Annotated in this window: 11 protein-coding genes and 1 tRNA gene; 6 read left to right on the forward strand and 6 right to left on the reverse strand. The window is 66.4% G+C overall.

Annotation, left to right across the window (positions count from 1 at the left end):
* Nucleotides 1-33: 33 nt before the first annotated feature.
* From IB256_RS14550 to IB256_RS14570, 5 genes are all read left to right on the forward strand, one after another.
* Nucleotides 34-3,768, forward strand: a complete 3,735-nt coding sequence (locus tag IB256_RS14550) for a bifunctional diguanylate cyclase/phosphodiesterase (RefSeq protein WP_192403035.1) — start codon at nucleotides 34-36, stop codon at nucleotides 3,766-3,768.
* Between the two features lie 16 nt (nucleotides 3,769-3,784).
* Nucleotides 3,785-3,861 (forward strand) — tRNA-Ile (locus IB256_RS14555).
* A 264-nt stretch (nucleotides 3,862-4,125) separates the two neighbouring features.
* Entirely contained in the window at nucleotides 4,126-4,449 is a 324-nt protein-coding gene (locus IB256_RS14560) for a hypothetical protein (protein WP_081520808.1), read from the forward strand.
* Between the two features lie 166 nt (nucleotides 4,450-4,615).
* Nucleotides 4,616-6,796 (forward strand): putative bifunctional diguanylate cyclase/phosphodiesterase, encoded by a 2,181-nt coding sequence (locus IB256_RS14565; RefSeq protein WP_192403037.1) that lies wholly within the window; start codon nucleotides 4,616-4,618, stop codon nucleotides 6,794-6,796.
* Complete coding sequence (locus IB256_RS14570) at nucleotides 6,793-8,361, forward strand: PAS domain-containing methyl-accepting chemotaxis protein (protein ID WP_192403039.1); 1,569 nt, start codon at nucleotides 6,793-6,795, stop codon at nucleotides 8,359-8,361. Before IB256_RS14565 ends, IB256_RS14570 begins: the two co-directional genes overlap by 4 nt.
* Here the strand turns inward: IB256_RS14570 and IB256_RS14575 are convergent.
* The 5 genes from IB256_RS14575 to IB256_RS14595 form a co-directional block, all read right to left on the reverse strand.
* On the reverse strand, nucleotides 8,358-8,516 hold the full coding sequence (locus tag IB256_RS14575; RefSeq protein WP_003084988.1) for a YqaE/Pmp3 family membrane protein: 159 nt from the start codon (nucleotides 8,514-8,516) through the stop codon (nucleotides 8,358-8,360). The genes IB256_RS14570 and IB256_RS14575 overlap by 4 nt on opposite strands.
* A gap of 143 nt (nucleotides 8,517-8,659) precedes the next feature.
* A complete protein-coding gene (locus IB256_RS14580; protein ID WP_192296264.1) occupies nucleotides 8,660-10,009 on the reverse strand; it encodes a glutamine synthetase family protein in 1,350 nt (449 codons plus the stop codon).
* A 76-nt stretch (nucleotides 10,010-10,085) separates the two neighbouring features.
* On the reverse strand, nucleotides 10,086-10,637 hold the full coding sequence (locus IB256_RS14585; protein ID WP_192296265.1) for a helix-turn-helix domain-containing protein: 552 nt from the start codon (nucleotides 10,635-10,637) through the stop codon (nucleotides 10,086-10,088).
* A 13-nt stretch (nucleotides 10,638-10,650) separates the two neighbouring features.
* Nucleotides 10,651-11,940, reverse strand: a complete 1,290-nt coding sequence (locus tag IB256_RS14590; RefSeq protein WP_192403041.1) for an NAD(P)/FAD-dependent oxidoreductase — start codon at nucleotides 11,938-11,940, stop codon at nucleotides 10,651-10,653.
* Between the two features lie 105 nt (nucleotides 11,941-12,045).
* Nucleotides 12,046-12,774: a hypothetical protein gene (locus tag IB256_RS14595; protein ID WP_192403550.1), complete on the reverse strand. Its 729-nt coding sequence runs from the start codon at nucleotides 12,772-12,774 to the stop codon at nucleotides 12,046-12,048.
* A gap of 330 nt (nucleotides 12,775-13,104) precedes the next feature.
* Between IB256_RS14595 and fnr the strand changes: the two genes are divergently transcribed.
* Nucleotides 13,105-13,806, forward strand: a complete 702-nt coding sequence (gene fnr, locus IB256_RS14600) for a fumarate/nitrate reduction transcriptional regulator Fnr (RefSeq protein ID WP_139791708.1) — start codon at nucleotides 13,105-13,107, stop codon at nucleotides 13,804-13,806.
* 171 nt (nucleotides 13,807-13,977) lie between these two features.
* Here the strand turns inward: fnr and IB256_RS14605 are convergent, their stop codons facing one another.
* A complete protein-coding gene (locus IB256_RS14605) occupies nucleotides 13,978-15,951 on the reverse strand; it encodes a PhoX family protein (RefSeq protein WP_192403043.1) in 1,974 nt (657 codons plus the stop codon).
* Between the last annotated feature and the right edge of the window lie 137 nt (nucleotides 15,952-16,088).

A 16,088-nucleotide genomic window follows, 5' to 3' on the forward strand; every position in this document is an offset into this window, starting at 1 on the left:
TTCGGCATAGTCCCCCCTGGAATGAGGCCCTTCATGCCGCGTCTGCAGGCAGTTCTACTGTGGTGCCTCGCATTCTGGGCGGGACAGGCATTCGCCCTGAGCCTCACGCCCGAGGAGCAGCAGTGGCTGCAGGCGCATCCCACGCTGCGTCTGGGCGTGGACGCCTCCTGGCCTCCCTTTGAGTTCCGTGACGCGCAAGGCCTCTACCAGGGTCTCGCCCCGGCGTACGTGGAATACCTCAGCGAACAGCTCAAGGTGAAGCTGGAGTCGGTCGAACCGAAGGACTGGAACGACCTGCTGCAACAGGCCCGCGCCGACCAGGTCGACCTGCTTCCCGGCGTCATGGCCACGCCCACCCGCCTCGACTACCTCAGCTTCACCCGCCCCTACCTCGACTTTCCGATCATCATCCTCGCCCGCCGCAACGGGCCGGAGCCGGCGAACGTGAAGGAGTTGTACGGCCTGAGAGTCGGCGTGGTGGCCCACTACGCGCCTCACGAGCTGCTGGTCGCCAACCACCCCGACCTGAACCTGCAGCCGCTACCAAGCATCGCCGCCGGCCTGCAGGCGCTGGCCACCGGTCAGGTAGACGCCTTCGTCGGCGACCTCGCGTCCAGCGTCTGGAATCTGCGCCAGCTCAAGCTAGAAGGCCTTCAGATCAGCGGCGAGACGCCGTACCGCTACCAGTTGGCAATGGCCGTCCCCAAAGAGCAGACCATCCTGCTGGGAATCCTCGACAAGGTGCTCGCCGATATGAAGCCCGAACAGATCGAGGCGCTCCAGGCGCCTTGGGTCGGCGGATTGGTAGATCGCCGCAGCGTCTGGCCCGAGCTGTTCCGCGTCGTGCTCCCCATCGCCCTGCTCACCGCCCTCACCCTGCTGGTGCTGTTCACCATGAACCGCCGTCTGCGCGGCGAGATGCAGCGCCGCGAGAAGCTCGAGCAGGCCCTGCGCGACAGCGAGCAGCACTACCGCGGCTTGGTGGAAAGCCTCACCGCCATCGCCTGGGAAATGCGCCTGGCGGAAAACCGCTTCACCTACGTCTCGCCCCACGCCCAGCGGCTGCTCGGCTACCCGATCAAGGACTGGCTGGAACCCGGCTTCTGGCAGCGCACCCTGCACCCGGAAGACGCCGAGCGTGCCATCCACTTCTGCCTCAGCGAAAGCCAGGCCGGGCGCAACCACAGCTTCGACTACCGCATGCTGGCCGCCGACGGGCGGATCGTCTGGATTCGCGACATCGTCACGCTGATCCAACACGACGACGAGATGATCCTGCGCGGCCTGATGATCGACATCACCGACGCCATGCACACCGAGCAGGCCCTGCGCCTGTCCGAACAGAAATTCGCCTCGGTGTTCCACCACTGCCCGGACATCATCGTCCTCGCCCGTCGCGTCGACGGGCAGTTGTTGGCGGTGAACAGCACCTTCGAACAGCAGATCGGCATCCCCGCCAGCGAGGCGCTGGGCAAGACCTCCACCGAGCTGGGCATCTGGGGCGAACCGGGCATGGGCCCGGCGATGCTCGCACGCCTGCAGGGCGAGCCGCTGAACAACGTCGAGATTCCGCTCAACCGCCGCGACGGCACGCGCTTCACCGCCCTGCTCTCGGCCCAGCACATCGTCCTCGACGACACCCCGGCGCTGGTGGTGGTGGTGCGCAACATCTCCCAGGTCAAGGAAACCCAGGAACAACTGCGCGTCTCCGAGGAAAAGTTCGCCAAGGCCTTCCACGCCTCCCCCGACGGCATGCTCATCTCGCGCATCAGCGACGGCCGTCTGGTGGAAGTGAACCAGGGCTTCACCCGCATCACCGGGTACAGCCGCGAAGAAGCCGCCGAGCGCTCCACGCTCGACCTGCGCCTGTGGGCCAACCCGGCCGACCGCAGCAAGCTGCTGGGCATCCTCGACAACGCCTCCAGCGCCCCGGACTTCACCGCACAGATTCGCACCCGCGACGGCAGCCTGCGCCTGTGCGAGCTATCCGCCCACCGCATCACCATAGGCAGCGACGACTGCATGCTGACCATCGCCCGGGACATCACCGAGCAGCAGCAGATGCAGGAAAAGCTCCGCCTCGCCGCCACCGTGTTCGAAAGCACCGCCGAAGGCGTGATGATCACCGACGCGCACCAGCAGATCGTCGCGGTCAACCGCGCCTTCAGCGAAATCACCGGCTACAGCGAACAGGAAGCCCTCGGCAACTCGCCGCGCCTGCTTGCCTCCGGCCAGCATGACACCAGTTTCTACGTCGCCCTCTGGCACCAGCTCAACGCCGAAGGCCACTGGCAGGGCGAGATCTGGAACCGGCGGAAGAACCAGGAACTGTACCCGGAGTGGCTGACGGTCAGCGCCGTGCGCAACGCCGACGGCGAGCTGACCCACTACGTCGGCGTGTTCGCCGACATCTCCACCCTCAAATACGCCCAGGCGCGGCTCGACTACCAGGCCCACCATGACCCGCTCACCGGCCTGCCCAACCGCCTGCTGTTCGAAAGTCGCCTGAACGCCTCGCTCAAGGAAGCCCAGGAAGACGATCACCAGGGCGCCGTGCTGTTCCTCGACCTCGACCGTTTCAAGCACATCAACGACAGCCTCGGCCACCCCGTGGGCGACCTGCTGCTGAAATCCATCGCCACCCGCCTGCGCGAGCAACTGCGCGACGTCGACACCGTGGCCCGCCAGGGCGGCGACGAATTCATCATCCTGCTGCCCGGCCTCCACCACGCACTGGACGCCGAGCACGTGGCGAACAAACTGCTGGTCTGCTTCGACAAGCCGTTCATCGCCGGCGAACAGGAGTTCTTCGTCAGCGCCAGCATCGGTATCTGCCTCTATCCCAGCGACGGCGGCGACGTCGCCACCCTAGTGAAGAACGCCGACGCTGCCATGTACCGGGCCAAGGCCCAGGGCCGCAACCGCGTCGAGTTCTACACCCGTGAGCTGACCTTCCAGGCCACCGAACGCATGGCCCTGGAGCACGAACTGCGCCGTGCCCTGGAAAGCGACCAGCTCCAGCTCTACTACCAACCCAAGCTGTCCCTCGCGAGCGGGCAGCTTGTAGGAGCAGAAGCGCTGATCCGCTGGAAACATCCGCAATTCGGCGCGATTTCTCCGGATCGCTTCATCCCCCTGGCCGAGGAAAACGGCCTGATCCTGCCGCTGGGCGACTGGGTCCTGCGCGAAGCCTGCCGGCAGATGAGCCGCTGGCAGGACAGCCACGCCGCGTTCGGCCCGCTCTCGGTCAACCTCGCCGGCGCCCAGCTGCGCCAGACCAACCTTGTCGAACGCATCCGCGAACTGCTCGCCCACTACAACCTGCAGTCCTCGCGCCTGCAGCTGGAGATCACCGAGAGCTTCCTCATGCACCAGACCGAGGAAGCCCTGTCGATCCTGCACAGCCTCAAGCACCTGGGCGTGCAACTGGCCATCGACGACTTCGGCACCGGCTACTCCTCGCTCAGCTACCTGAAGCAGCTACCGCTGGACACCCTGAAGATCGACCAGTCCTTCGTCCACGGCCTGCCTGACGACCCCCACGACGCCGCCATCGCCCGCGCCATCATCGCCCTGGGCCGCAGCATGAACCTCACGGTGATCGCCGAGGGCGTCGAACACGAAGCCCAGGAACGCTTCCTCGAAGCCGAAGGCTGCGACCAGATCCAGGGTTACGCGCTGAGCGCCCCGCTCCCGGCCGACGCCTTTGCCAACCGCTTCCTGGTCCCGCTGCATCCGGTTGGCGCAAGCCAGAACGCACCGGTATAATCCGCCCGCCTTCTGGGGGCCTATAGCTCAGTTGGTTAGAGCAGAGGACTCATAATCCTTTGGTCCACGGTTCAAGTCCGTGTGGGCCCACCACCCTTTCAGCAAAAAGCCGCGCAGATGCGCGGCTTTTTCGTATCCGAGCTTTGGCGAACCGCACCGGTTACCTCAAGAGCAGCGCAGCCCGCATCGTGCCCATGCCAGGACGTACAGTTCCGACGGTTTTTGCCCCTGCAATGAGCACCCTTTCACACCAGCCGTCGACTCTCTGACGGAAGACGCCTCAGCCTATGACAGGGGTCAATATCAGATAGCCATTAGCCATTAAATTGGCATCTCCCTGATATGAGTGATCCCCTCATGACTCTCCACCGGCATCCCGTCCAATTGCTTGTCGCGTCCGAGGACCCGGCGCTGGCCCGTCAGGTTCGTGCCCTGCTGGCGGCCTATGAGCTGCGCTGCGGGGTGATGGAAGGCCCTTGTGACTGCCAGCAGGCGCCGCTGTGCCGCTGGTTTCAGGACGCACCGCTGGGCGAGACCGGGAAGATCACCGCGCTGCTGGCCGATGCCATCGGCGTGCTGGAGCGCACCCGCCATGCCTTCCGCTCCCGCGAGCTGGGCGAGCTGCGCCAGCGCCTGAGCGGCGCGCTGCAAGAGTTGTCGGGGCCCCGCCCCCTGGTGTAAAAGACAAACCACCCGCGTTCCGCCATTGCGGAAGCTGGCTTTGCCGGGCAGGACTTGTGGGCCTGCAAGACAAAGCGCCGAGTTGGTCGCCGTCGATTTCGACGGGATGACGAGCCGGCGCTTTTTTCATGCCCGACAAAAACAGCAGACCCGCAAGGAGCCGAACATGGGCCTGGGACCGAAGCTCGAGAGCGTGCTCGAGCGCATCGGCCTGTCGACGATGGAAGTCGATCAGCGCCTGAGTTACCTGGAGTGGCGCGAGGAGGATGGCTGCCATCTCCACGGCCGCGCCGCCGAATTGGAAGGCTGCCACCAGCGCTTCATCGAGCAGCTCTACGACCACCTGCGCCACTACCCGCCGCTGGGGGCTATCCTCGCCGAGCCGGCCACGCTGGCGCGGCTGAAATGCAGCCAGCTCGACTACTACCGCCAGCTCTGGGATGCCCCGCAGGACGCCGACTACGTGCGCGACCGCCTGCGCATCGGCCTGGTGCACCAGCAGGTCGGCGTCGAGCTGAAGTGGTACCTGGGCGCGTATCGCCTGTACCTGGACCAGATGCTCGCCGACCTGATGGGCGATGCCCACGAAGCCAAGACCTACGCCAGTCTGCTCAAGCGGGTGTTCTTCGACATGTCGCTGGCCATCGACACCTACGGCGCGGCCCAGCGCCAGGCGCTGGAGGACAGCGAGGCGCGCTATGCCCGCGCCCTGCGTGGTGCCAACGACGGCATCTGGGACTGGGACCTGGGCAATGATCGCCTCTACGTCTCCGAGCGCTGGGCGCGCATGCTCGGCCTGACCCGCGACAACCTCGGCGAAGGCAGCACCAGTTGGTTCGCCCGCGTCCACCCGGACGACCTGCCCGGCCTGCGCAAGGCCATCGACGCCCACCTGCGCGGCAGCAGCGCGCTGCTCAGCCACGAATACCGCATCCGCCAGCGCGACGGCAATTACCTCTGGGTGCTGGCGCGGGGCGTGGTCACCGACGGGCGCATGGCCGGCTCGCAGACCGACATCAGCCAGCACAAGGCCAGCGAGCACCAGCTCAGCCACGCGGCGCGGCACGACCCACTCACCGGCCTGGGCAACCGCCTGCGCCTGGACGAACTGCTGCAACAGGCGCTGATGCGCCAGCGCCGCCCCGGCGCGCGGGAGTCCGGCCTGCTGTTCATCGACCTGGACCGCTTCAAGCTGATCAACGACAGCCTCGGCCACGCAGTGGGTGACCGCGTACTGGTGGAAGTCTCCCAGCGCCTGCTGCGCTGTCTGCGGCCGGGCGATCACCTGGCGCGCTTCGGCGGCGACGAGTTCGTCGTGCTGCTGGACGATCTGGCCAGCCTGGTCGACGCCGAGCAGGTCGCGCAGCGCATGCTCGATTGCCTGCGCCAGCCGCTGCACGTGGATGGCCGCACGCTGGTGGTCAGCGCCAGCATCGGCATCACCGGGCTGATGACCGACGGCCAGGCCATCGACACCCTGCAGGCTGCGGACCTTGCGCTGTACCGCGCCAAGGAAGCCGGCAAGGCGCAGTACGCGCGCTTCAGCCTGGAGCTGCAGGCCGAGGCGCAACGCCGGCTGGACCTGGAAAGCGCGCTGGCCCAGGCGCTGCGCCGCGAGGAGTTCAGTCTGCACTACCAGCCCATCGTCCGCCTCGACCGCGATTCGCCGCACTGGGAAGCGGTGGAGGTGCTGCTGCGCTGGAAGCACAACGGCCAGTCGATCTCGCCGCTGGACTTCATCCCGGCGCTGGAGGAATCCGGCGAGATCGTCCCGGTCGGCGACTGGGTACTGCGCCAGGCGTGCCGGCAGACGGCGTTGTGGCAGCGGCAGGGGCATCGCAGCCTGTACTGCTCGGTCAACCTGTCGAGCCGGCAACTGCAGCAGCCGGGGTTCGCCGCGCGGGTGCAGCAGATTCTCGCGGAGAGCGGCCTGTCGCCGCGCAGCCTGGTGCTGGAGATCACCGAAAGCCTGCTGATGCAGGATGGCGCAGAAACCCTCGCCTGCCTGCGCGAACTGGCCGCCGAGGGCGTGCGCCTGGCGCTGGACGACTTCGGCACCGGCTATTCCTCGCTGGGCTATCTCAAGCGCTACCCGCTGCACATCCTCAAGGTCGACCGCAGCTTCATCACCCGCGTGCCGGACGACCCGGAGCTCAGCGCCATCTGCCGCGCGATCATCGGCCTGGGCCACAGCCTCGGCCTGGAAGTGGTGGCCGAAGGCGTGGAGCGCCAGGAGCACCTGGACTTCCTGCGCGCCGAAGGCTGCCGCCACGCCCAGGGCTTCCTGTTCAGCAAGCCGCTGGCACCGGAGCAACTCTTCCAGACCCGCCTGGAGCACCAGCGATGAAGCTCAACATGCCCGTCACCGGGCGCCAGGTAGACGTGCCGGTCAATGCCAACATCCTCTCCACCACCGACCTCAAGGGCGCGGTCACCCATGTGAACCCGGACTTCATCAAGATCAGCGGCTTCGACGCCGAGGAGCTGGTGGGCTTCAACCACAACCGCGTGCGCCATCCGGACATGCCACCCGCCGCCTTCGCCCACCTCTGGCAGACCTTGCAGGCCGGGCGCAGCTGGATGGGCCTGGTGAAGAACCGCTGCAAGAACGGCGACCACTACTGGGTCAGCGCCTTCGTCACGCCGATCCGCCATGGCGGCAAGGTCGTGGAGTACCAGTCGGTGCGCACACGCCCCGGCGCCGAGCAGATCGACGCGGCGGAGCGCCTTTATGCGCGCATGCGCCAGGGCAGGACATTGCGTCGCCCGCGCGTGCCGCTGGTGCTCCAGTTGCTGCTCGGCCTGTTGCTGGCGCAGGCCAGCGGCGCTCTTCTCGCGCTGCTGCTGCCCAAGCTGACCGCACTGGCCTTCCTGTTGGCGCTGGGCGCATCAGGCACTTGGCTGGTACTGCGCCTGCAACCGCTGGGCGCGCTGCTCGGGCGCGCACGGAAGATTGCCGACAACCCGCTGAGCCAGCAGCTCTATTCGGGCCGCGCGGACGAATTCGGCGAGCTGGATTTCGCCTTGCGCATGCTGGAGGCGGAGACCGCCGCGGTGGTCGGGCGCATGGCCGATGCGTCCCAGCAACTGGCCGAGCACTCCGCCGCGCTCGCCGACGCCATGGCCGGCGGCAGCGCGGCTTCGCAGTTGCAGCAGCGCGAGACCGAACAGGTCGCCAGCGCCATGCAGCAGTTGGCGCAGAGCGTCCAGGAAGTCGCCCGTCACGCGCAGCACAGCGCGGTGGCGGCGCAGTGCAGCGAGCGCATCACTCAGTCAGGGCATCAGGACGTGCACGGCACCCGCGGGCAACTCGCTGCGCTGGAAGCCGGCGTGCGCGCGGCCAGTGCCGCGGTGGAGCAACAGAAGGAACACAGCGAGGCGATCTCGCGGATGCTCGAGGTGATCCGCGACGTCGCCGGGCAGACCAACCTGCTGGCGCTGAACGCCGCCATCGAGGCGGCGCGCGCCGGGGAAAGCGGACGCGGTTTCGCGGTGGTCGCCGACGAGGTTCGCGCGCTGGCTTCGCGCACGGAGCATTCCGCGCGGGACATCCAGTCGCTGGTCGGCAACCTTCAGCAGGGAGCCGAGGATTCGGTGCGTGCGCTATGGCACTGCTGCGACCAGGCGGTGGCGAGCCTGGCCCAGGCTGGCCAGGCGGCGGGCACGCTGGAGCGCATCAGCGAGCAGGTCTCCGCGATCCAGCGGATGAGCCTGGAGATCGCCGAAGCCATCGAGGAACAGGGCGCCGCCAGCGAGGACGTGCAGCGCAGCCTGCACGCCATCCGCGGTTCGGCCGACAGCAACGCGGCGAAGGTCGGTACCTGCCAGCGCAGCGCAGCGCGCATGGCGGAACTGTCGGCGGAGCTGCGGATGCTGGCGGAGCATTTCTGGGAGGGCAGCCGGGCGGGTTAGCGCTTGGCGATGATGTACACGGCGTGGACGATGCCGGGGATGTAGCCGAGCAGCGTCAGCAGGATGTTGAGCCAGAACGCTCCGCCGAAACCGACCTGGAGGAACACGCCCAGCGGCGGCAGAAGGATGGCGATGAGGATGCGGATGAGGTCCATGCGGTGGCTCCTTGTGAGATTGCCTCGTGCATGGAATGGACCGCCGGGCAGCGGAGCGGGTTCAGAGAATCTGGTGTTCCCTGCAGGAGCGGGCCATGCCCGCGATCGCGTCCATGGGACGCTCCTACAGGGTGCATTGGCCGTTACAGGAACCAGCGGTACTCCCGCGCGCTGACTTCGTTCATGAAATCCAGGTGGTCGTGGCGTTTGTTCTCGCAGTAGACGAAGACGAACTCGCTGCCCAGGCCTTCCTTGACCACCGGGTGGTCTTCCATCTCGGCGACGGCGCCGAGCATGTCGCGGGGGAAGTCGATGCCGCTGGTGCGGTCTTCGTTCAGCGGCGGGATCGGTTCCTGGCGGGTTTCCAGGCCGTGCTCCATACCGGTGAGGATCGCGGCGAGCACCAGGTACGGGTTGGCGTCGGCGCCGGCCAGGCGGTGCTCGATGCGCAGGTTCTTGCCGTCAGACTCCGGAATGCGGATGCACGCATCGCGGTCCTCGAAGCCCCAGCTGGCCTTGCTCGCGGCGTTCACGCGGGAGCCGTAGCGGCGGTAGGCGTTGTGGTTGGCGGCGAAGATCGGCATGCAGTGCGGCAGCAGCTCCAGGCAGCCGGCCACGGCGTGGCGCAGGGCCTGCTGATTGTCGCGGTCGAGCAGGTTGTTGCCGTCACGGTCGTACAGGCTGACGTGTACGTGCATGCCGCTGCCCGGCGCATGCAGGTAAGGCTTGCTCATGAAGCTGGCGCGGTAGCCGTGCTTGAGCGCCACGCCACGGGTGGCGCGGGTGAACAGCGCAGCCTGGTCGGCGGCGTGCAGGCCATCGTCGCAGTGGGCGAAGTTGATCTCGAACTGGCCCGGGCCGATCTCGGCGGTAATGACGTTGGCGTCCACGCCCTGCTCGCGGGAGGCTTCGACGATTTCATGGAGCACATCGGAGAAGCGCGACAGGCGCTCGATGTGCATGTTCGGCTGGTCGTCCTCGTCGTCGCTCAGCGGGTCGCGCGGGTACTGCGGCAGGCCGGCATCCAGTTTTTTGTCGAACAGGTAGAACTCCAGCTCGAAGGCCACCACCGGACGAATGCCCTTGGACTCCAGGCGCTGCATGACGCGGGCGAGTACTTCGCGCGGTTCGAATTCGATGGGCGCCTCGGTGCCGTCGGAGCTGATCAGCATCTGCCCCAGCGGCTGGTTCTCCCAGCGCACCGGCTTGAGCGAGCCGGGGATCAGGCGGCGCGGCGCATCCGGGTCGCCGTCGTTGAAGCAGTAGTCGCCGATGGGGTGCAGGCCACCTTGTACGCCCAGCAGCACGCAGTTCTGCGGCAGTTTCAGCGGGCTGCCGGCGGCGACCTTTTCCAGCATGTCCACGGGGTAGCGCTTGCCGTAGAAGTGGCCGGGAATGTCCAGGCAGATCAGGTCGACGTAGCGGATGTCCGGGTATTGCTGGCGGAAGGCGCGGACTTCGCTGAGCAGGTCGGGATGCATCGGGCGGTTCATGATGTTCTCTGGGGCCTTTGTGCGGGAGCGGCCGGATCGTTTTCCCAAGCCAACCCTCGCGGGCTGGCTTGGGAAATCAGGTGAAGATCCACAGCACCCTGGTTGGTTTGTCGGTGAGGTTGCCGTAGCGGAACTGGCTGTGCGGCGGCAGCTGGAAACTGTCGTTGGGGTAGAGGGTGACGGTGTCGTCCTCGTACCAGATGGTCAGTTCGCCTTCGAGGACGAAGCCGCCCTGCTCCGAGCTGTCGTCCAGGTGGCCTTCGCCGCTGGTGGCGCCGGGGGCGAGAATGCTGTCGAGCAGGGAGAAGCCGCCGGACATGTTCGGCGAGGCGAGGATGTCGGTGACGCCGCCGGCGTAGTACAGGGTGCGGCGGTCGTTCGGCCGGGTCACCCAGTCGCGCTCGCGGCGGGTGTCGCCGGCGTAGAAGTAGGTGGTCGGTACGCCCAGGGCTTCGCTGATGGCGGTGAGGTCGGCGACGGTGGGTTGCGACAGGCCACGCTCGACCTGGGAAAGAAAGCCCACCGAGCGGCCGATCTGCTCGGCCAGCTCGCCCAGGGTGAGGTTCTTGTGCTTGCGCAGGTCGCGGATCAGCGTGGCAAGGTGTTCGTTGGCAACCGTCTGGGTCATGTCAGGGTCCGGATCAGATGAAATCCCGTAATCGATACCAGGCCTTGCCGACGGCTTCCAGTGGCGCGGCGAAGCGCTGGCCGCCGGGGAACCCGGGATTGCGGATGCGTTGATAGAGGTCAAGCTCGTCGCTGCGGCCGCCCATGGCTTCGCTCACGGCGTGGGCGGCGGCCAGGCTCGGCAGTACGCCGTGGCCGGAATAGCCCTGCAGCCAGTAGAGGTCGCCGCGCCGGCCGATATCCGGGGTGCGCCGCATGCTGCAGTCGATGTGCCCGCCCCAGGCGTATTCCAGCTCCACGCCCTTGAGTTGCGGGAATACCCGTTCGACGTAGGGGCGCGTAGCCGCGCGGATGTCCGAGGGCATGCCGCCCAGGTAGGTGCAGCCGCCGCCGAACAGCAGGCGATGATCGGGGGTCAGGCGGAAGTAGTCGAGGACGAACTGGTTGTCGGTGACGCAGCAGTTCTTCGGCAGCAGCGAGCGGGCCAGTTCCTCGCCCAGCGGCGCGGTGGCGACCTGGTAGGTGCCCACCGGCAGGATGCGTTCGGAGACGTCGCGGTCCAGCCCGTCGATGTAGGCGTTGCAGGCCAGCACCAGGGAGGCGCAGCGCACGCTGCCATGCTCCGTAGTCACTTCATAGCCGTTGCCGCTTTCGCGGAAACTCAGGGCGCGAGTCTGTTCGAAGATGCGGCCGCCGGCGCGCTCGATGGCGCCGGCCAGGCCGTAAGCCAGTTTCAGCGGGTTGAGGTGCGCGGAATTCGGGTCATACAGGCCGGCCTGGTAGCGGTCGCTGGCGATCCACTGCGGGAGGTCTTCACGGGGAATGAACTGTAGGCCTTCGTAGCCCCAGCGGCGATTGGCTTCGGCCTGCCAGTCGTAGAGCGAACCAACCCGGCGCGGCAGCACGGCGGTCCACAGGTGGCCGATGCGGTAGTCACAGTCGAAGCCGTGGCGTTGCGGCAGGTCACGCAGTTCGTGGGCAGCCCAGAGCATGCCCTGCCAGAGGCGCAGCGCGCCTTCGTGGCCGAGGTCGTCCTCGATGGGGCCCAGGTCGCTGGACCAGCCCGGCAGTGCCTGCCCGCCGTTGCGTCCGGAGGCGGCCCAGGCGATGCGGCTGGCCTCGATCATGCAGACCTGGCGGCCGCCTTCGACCAGTTGCAGCGCCGTGTGCAGGCCGCTGAAACCGGCACCGATCACCAGGACTTCGCACTCCAGCGGCTCGCGAAGGGCTTCGCGGTGCTGGATCAGCTCGGGGTTGGCGCCGGCGTAGTAGGTGCCGACCGGTTCGGGCGAACGCAGGAACATCGCTACCTCGTGAAATTGTTCTGATTATTTTTCATGAAAAATAACAGAACAAATTTCACAAGGCTAGCCCGTCGCACTTTTGCGGACGGGGTGCGTTTCAGATCATCAGGAAGACAGCACCGCAGCGCTGCCCTGCTCCTCGCGCTTCTGCCGCACGCTGACCACCACCACCAGCGCCACCAGGATAGCGGCGAGGATGGCCGAGGAGCCGATGGTGCCGAAGTCCAGACCGCCCTTCTCGTGGGACTTGGTCAGCACGTCGCCCAGGGTCGCGCCGAACGGACGGGTCAGCACGAAGGCCACCCAGAACAGCAACACCGAGGACAGCTTGGTGAAGTAGTGCAGCGCCACCACCACGGCGATCAGGCTACCGATCAGCAACGCGCCGCCGGCGAAGCCCAGGCCGGAGTCGTCGGCGAGGAAGTCGCCCAGCGCGGTGCCCAGGGTGTTGGAGAAGAGAATGGCGATCCAGTAGAACATCTCGCCCTTGAAGCTGCGGATGTTGTCCACCGACAGCGAGGTGCCGCTGAAGCGCCAGGCCGCGAAGATCGCCCCCAGGATGCTGATGAGGATCGCCGAACCGGTGGCGTAGCCCAGGCCCAGCGTGCGGTCCATGAAGTCCGACATGGTGGTGCCAGCGGTGCTGGTGGAGAGGATCACCAGCCAGTACAGCCAGGGTACGTAGCGCTTGCTGGCGAGCTGGCCGACGAGGGTGACGAGGGTGACGAGGAACAGGCTGATGAGGATCAGCGAGCTGATCGCATAGCCGACATTGAGGGTCATCGACAGCAGGTCGCCGGCGGTTTCCCCCAGGGTGGTGGCGCAGATCTTCATCACCCAGAAGGCCAGGGTGATCTGTGGCAGTTTGTTGTTCACGGGTTTGTCTCCGGAAATGAGCGGGATAGACGCGCGTCGGTCACGTCGCTGCACCCGGAGTTGGCGGTCTCCCCCGATACCCCCTGGCGCATGGTCGTGGAGACTGAGGGCGGCGCGGTGAAGAAAGGGTCAAGCCGGTATGAAAAATCCATTGGCCAATTTCGCTTCTGCGGCGACCGACGGATGACAGATCACGCTCAGTTGCTATGGTTTTACGTGGGGGCGATGCGCCCGAAGACCGCTTGACTGCGCGCAATTGGCCGGCGCATGGGGATATGGATGAATCAGATGATCAAACCGCAACCGTACTGCAAGAACTGCCGGCTGGCGCCGCCGACCCTGAGCGACGACAAGGTCATGGAGCTCGAGGCGATCATCAAGCCAGGGCACCTGCTGCACAAAGGGGACTTCGTATTCCGCCAGGGCGACCCGTTCCACAGCGTGTACCTGGTGCGCTCCGGTTCGATCAAGACCTTCACCACTAACGAACAGGGTCTGGAGAAGATCACCGGCTTCTACTTCGCCACCGAGATTTTCGGCTTCTCCGGGATGGGCGAAGGCAGCTACCCGGTTTCCGCGCAGGCGCTGGAAAGCACGCTGTGCAGCGAGATTCCGTTCAGCCAGCTGGAAGAGCTGTCGCTGCAGATTCCAGGGTTGTCGCACCAGATCATGCTGATGATGAGCCGCAAGATCCGCGAGGATCAGCAGATGAAGCTGCTGCTCTCGCGGCTGAACTCCGACTCGCGCATCGCCGCCTTCCTTCTCAACATTTCCGCGCACTTCCGCGAGCGCGGCTTCTCCGCCACGCGTTTCCGCCTGAGCATGTCGCGCAACGAGATCGGCGATTACCTGGGGCTGGCAGTGGAGACGGTTTCGCGCAGCTTCACCCGCCTGCAGAAGCACGGGTTGATCCGGGTGGATGGGCGGGAGACGGAGATCGTCGATTTCACCGAGCTGTGCGCGCTGGCCGGAGGTGAGGTCGAGCTTTGAGATGCAGCCCTCTCAGGGCTTCGCTGGCATGACCCGCTCCTGCAAAACGCAGGGCGTCTGACGTTCGATGTCAGACGCCGCTTGCCCTCCCTCGCCTTCCTCTGCCTGAACGGCGTACAACCATGACCGGTTGTACGCCCTACGGACCGTCGAGTCCTTGCGTACCCGTAATCAAGTCCCGATCACACCGCCATCATCCTTGGTGATCACCAGCGTCGTGGAACGCGGGATGCTCTTGCCGTCGCTGGCCGGGAAGCTCAGCGTCGGGTGCTGGATGTTCACCCACAGCGTCTTGCCGTCCGGCGTCTGGGTGATGCCGGTCAGCTCGCAGCCGCGCGGGCCGACCAGGAAGCGCCGTACTTCACGGCTGTGCGGGTCGGCGCAGAGCAACTGGTTGCAGCCCATGGCTTGCATCGCCGGGACGTCATCGTCGTAGTCGGTCTCGATCCACAGGCGCCCGGCGGCGTCGAAGTACAGGCCATCCGGCGAGGAGAAGATGTCGCCGTTGATGGTACCGATCAGGTTCTCCGGCGCGCTGGCGCCCTGGTGCTCGCCGGCCAGCAGGAAGATTTCCCACTGGAAGGTGGTGGCGGTCGGATCACCGCCGGCCTCGTTCCAGCGCAGGATCTGCCCGTGCAGGTTTTCCTTGCGCGGGTTGGCGGCGTCCACCGGCTGCTTCTTGCCGCGGGCATCGTTGTTGGTGAGGCTGACGTAGACCTCGCGGGTGGTCTGCTGCACCGCGACCCACTCGGGGCGGTCCATGGGCGTGGCGCCCAGCCTGTCGGCGGCGGCGCGGGCGTTGACCAGCACCTCGGCCTGGCTGGCGAAGCCATTCTCGGCGCTCAGGCCATTCTGCCCATGCACCAGCGGCAGCCACTGTCCGCTGCCATCGGCATTGAAGCGGGCGACATAGAGGGTGCCTTCGTCGAGCAGGTCGACGTTCGCCGCGCGGTTGTTTGCGTCGTATTGGCCGGCCGGGACGAATTTGTAGATGTACTCGCCCTTGGTGTCGTCGCCGTAATAGAACGCCATGCGGTTGTCGGCGCCCAGCGAGAGGGTCGAACACTCGCGGCAGAAACGGCCGACGGCGGTGCGTTTCTTCGGCGTGGAGGTCGGGTCGAACGGGTCGATCTCCACCACCCAGCCGAAGCGGTTCGGTTCGTTGACGTGGCCGCCATGGGGCTGGTCGGCTTTCGGCGTGGCGTCGAAGCGCGCATCCACCGCTTCCCAGGCGTAGTAGTTGCTGAACTGGCCGTTGGACAGGCCGTAGCGCTTGTGCGAAACGCGCTTGGCGTAGTCGTCCTTGTCGCGGTTGACGAAGTACTGGTGCCAGTTCTCTTCGCAGGCCAGGTAGGTGCCCCAGGGCGTGACGCCCATGGAGCAGTTGTTCAGGGTGCCGAGCACCTGTTTGGCCTCGGGGTCACTGGCGGTGCGCAGCAGGTCGTGGCCGGCCAGCGGGCCGGACAGGTCCAGCGGCGAGCTGCCGGTGATGCGGCGGTTGTAGCTCGAGCCTTCGACGCGCAACCACTGGCCGCCGGCGTCCTTCTTCACCTCGATCACGCTCAGGCCGTGGGCGGCGATTTCCTTGCGCACTTCGCCTTCCGGGCGGCCGCGCGAACCATCGGGGCGGTCCTCGAAGGTCTGGCCCTTGGGGTGCAGCGTCGGGTTGATGTACTCGTGGTTGATCACCAGCAGGCCGTGGCTGTCCGGCGCATTGGGGAAGGGGAAGTAGTGCATGCCGTCATGGTTGTCGCCGGCCTGCAGTTCCTGGGCTTTCCAGTCCTCGCTGGCGTCGCCTTTCCAGGCCGGCGAGCCGCTCACCACAGCGTCGCCCCAGGAGAAGAACGGCCGCGCGCTGTAGCCCTCGGCGACGATCACCCGGTCGAATTTCGGGTCCTGCTGCACCGGCACGCCCTTGAAGCCCAGCAGCGCGGTGGGCACCGGGGCGTCGGCAGCAAACAGTGAGCGGCCGGGGAAGAGGCCGCCGCCGAGGAAGCCGACCGCGCCCAGCACCAGGCTGTTCTTCAGCAGGCGGCGGCGCGAGGCGTCGATGATCTCGCTCATCGGCAGGTTGCCGGAGGGGTTGATCGCCTGGTCGTCGAAGGCGGCCAGTCGGTCGTGGAAATCCTGGAAACGCTCGCTCATCAGATGGTTCCTTCCGCGCGGCCGTCTTTCTGACGGCTCGGGTTGTCAGTAATAGCTATCGGCGGAAGGTTAGGAACGCGGTGTTACGTCGGCATGACAACGCCGCCGAGCCCTGTGACAGGCTCGGCGGCGGTAAT

This window comes from Pseudomonas sp. PDM17, assembly GCF_014851985.1.
Taxonomy (GTDB): Bacteria; Pseudomonadota; Gammaproteobacteria; order Pseudomonadales; family Pseudomonadaceae; genus Pseudomonas.

What these genes read in the sequence shown, in the direction of transcription:
- fnr (WP_139791708.1), top strand. Translation starts at nt 13,105, where the DNA reads ATGATCAAACCGCAACCGTACTGCAAGAACTGCCGGCTGGCGCCGCCG.
- IB256_RS14585 (WP_192296265.1), bottom strand. Translation starts at nt 10,637, where the DNA reads ATGACCCAGACGGTTGCCAACGAACACCTTGCCACGCTGATCCGCGAC.
- IB256_RS14570 (WP_192403039.1), top strand. Translation starts at nt 6,793, where the DNA reads ATGAAGCTCAACATGCCCGTCACCGGGCGCCAGGTAGACGTGCCGGTC.
- IB256_RS14590 (WP_192403041.1), bottom strand. Translation starts at nt 11,940, where the DNA reads ATGTTCCTGCGTTCGCCCGAACCGGTCGGCACCTACTACGCCGGCGCC.
- IB256_RS14580 (WP_192296264.1), bottom strand. Translation starts at nt 10,009, where the DNA reads ATGAACCGCCCGATGCATCCCGACCTGCTCAGCGAAGTCCGCGCCTTC.
- IB256_RS14605 (WP_192403043.1), bottom strand. Translation starts at nt 15,951, where the DNA reads ATGAGCGAGCGTTTCCAGGATTTCCACGACCGACTGGCCGCCTTCGAC.
- IB256_RS14560 (WP_081520808.1), top strand. Translation starts at nt 4,126, where the DNA reads ATGACTCTCCACCGGCATCCCGTCCAATTGCTTGTCGCGTCCGAGGAC.
- IB256_RS14595 (WP_192403550.1), bottom strand. Translation starts at nt 12,774, where the DNA reads ATGAAGATCTGCGCCACCACCCTGGGGGAAACCGCCGGCGACCTGCTG.
- IB256_RS14575 (WP_003084988.1), bottom strand. Translation starts at nt 8,516, where the DNA reads ATGGACCTCATCCGCATCCTCATCGCCATCCTTCTGCCGCCGCTGGGC.
- IB256_RS14565 (WP_192403037.1), top strand. Translation starts at nt 4,616, where the DNA reads ATGGGCCTGGGACCGAAGCTCGAGAGCGTGCTCGAGCGCATCGGCCTG.
- IB256_RS14550 (WP_192403035.1), top strand. Translation starts at nt 34, where the DNA reads ATGCCGCGTCTGCAGGCAGTTCTACTGTGGTGCCTCGCATTCTGGGCG.